1 protein-coding gene is annotated in these 1632 nt (G+C 35.9%); it reads right to left on the reverse strand.

Features of this window, described 5'->3' with window-relative positions; all coding sequences use genetic code 11:
* Nucleotides 1-496 precede the first annotated feature (496 nt).
* Nucleotides 497-1533, reverse strand: a protein-coding gene (locus E5S67_RS31905; protein ID WP_339382824.1) for an ISKra4 family transposase whose coding sequence is annotated in 2 segments (ribosomal slippage) — nucleotides 497-1413 and nucleotides 1413-1533 — 1038 coding nt in all. Because the reading frame shifts where the segments join, the coding sequence is not laid out codon by codon here.
* Between the last annotated feature and the right edge of the window lie 99 nt (nucleotides 1534-1632).

Here is a 1632-nt window from a genome sequence, read left to right on the forward strand (position 1 = left end):
GTTAAATACCCTTTTGAACCTTTATGTCCTAGTTTGATTCCGGCGATGCCTTTGGTTTTAAATTGTTTTTTCCAATAACCAATAAAAAAATATAGCATTTTTCAGAAATATGAGGTATGATCTAACTGACTTGAACGGAGTGAAAATATAGAAACCTAAAATGTTATGCAGCTCTAATTAAATGGAGCGCTTTTCGAGCTGTAGTCCCTCACCCCATAGCAGTCACTCGAATGACAACTATCAATAATTTTAGCAAGTATCACACAGGAGTAAAAATGAAAACTTATTCTCTTGATTTTAGACAAAAAATTATGGAGGTGTACCATAATGAACCGCTGTCACAAAGAGCAATAGCCAACCGTTTTTGTGTGGCCCTAAGTTTTGTCCAAAAAATAATTAAACAGTATCGTGAGACCCAAAATATTGCTCCTCGAACTGAGCGATGCGGAGTCAAATTAAAACGGGAGCGTGTCAGTTTTGCGATGAGTATTTATACTCAACTATTTCTTCGCTTACCAATTAAGTCATTTAAGTAAGCACATCGATGAGCCAATACCTGTCCAATATGTTCTGATTTCCAACTTGCTCCAGATATTTTAATTCGTCTAGCTATTTGCTTAATTCCTGATTCTACTGCGCCAGAGCCAATTGAACATATTTCATCTCTTTGGAAAGCTTCGTAATTAATAATTCTTTCTTTGTGCTTTTCTAAATATTTGCAAAAATTAACTGCTGTTTTTCTCTTTAACTCTGTAAATAGTGCTTTTGCACTTTTTACATTTCCTTTCCATAAATATGTTTCTCCTTGCTTCAATCGCTTAATTGAACCGCCGACTTTCTGAAGATTTTCCTTCAAATGATACCAGTCCAGAATTTCCCTTCTGTCCTGTTTACAACTAATTTCCTTGAATATATTCCATACACCATCATGTCCATCACCTAAACAATTTACTGGTTTTTCTAGTGGCTGTTGATTTGCCCAATTAACGATCATCTCATTTTTGTCAAAACTACCTACTATCCCTGCTTCTGACACAATTGCTTTATAATCTTTCCACTCCGATTTTTCTCCGAGTGCTGTGATTAATCGTGCTTTTCCACCGTCTACACTTAACTCGGAAATATCTGCTGTTGCAATGGGCTGCTCAAATTTTTGATAATGTACTAATCTTTGTTGTGTCTTCGCAGGAACCGTAATCCCTGTTATATATTCAATATCTTTCGCTGCATTTTGATAGGCAACATTAGCACTCAGTCTTAAACAACAGTTCTCTAAATGTGGACTCAATCTACTCCCACTCCCACACCCTAGTTTATCTGCTTGCTTTTGGGTGATGCTTAAATTACCTAATGTACTTTTTAATCTCTTTACCCTTCCTGCTTTTGTACCGCTAGCTGAGTAGATAAAAAAAATCCTATCTCTGGTGTCACATGAGTTAACACTTTATCTTTGACTGTTATTTCAATATCTTCTAATGTTTTCAAGGATTCAGGGTCACAATCAGCATAAAGAATTGCCGAAATAGCCTCCACATATGTTTTATAGTCATTTCAAATAAGTATGAGACACTAGACTGCACAATAAGCACGAATAATTTCATCAAGAGATGTGCCAGGAGACGCATACATTTT

Origin of the sequence: Microcoleus asticus IPMA8, from assembly GCF_013179805.1 — a bacterium.
GTDB lineage: Bacteria > Cyanobacteriota > Cyanobacteriia > Cyanobacteriales > Microcoleaceae > Microcoleus > Microcoleus asticus.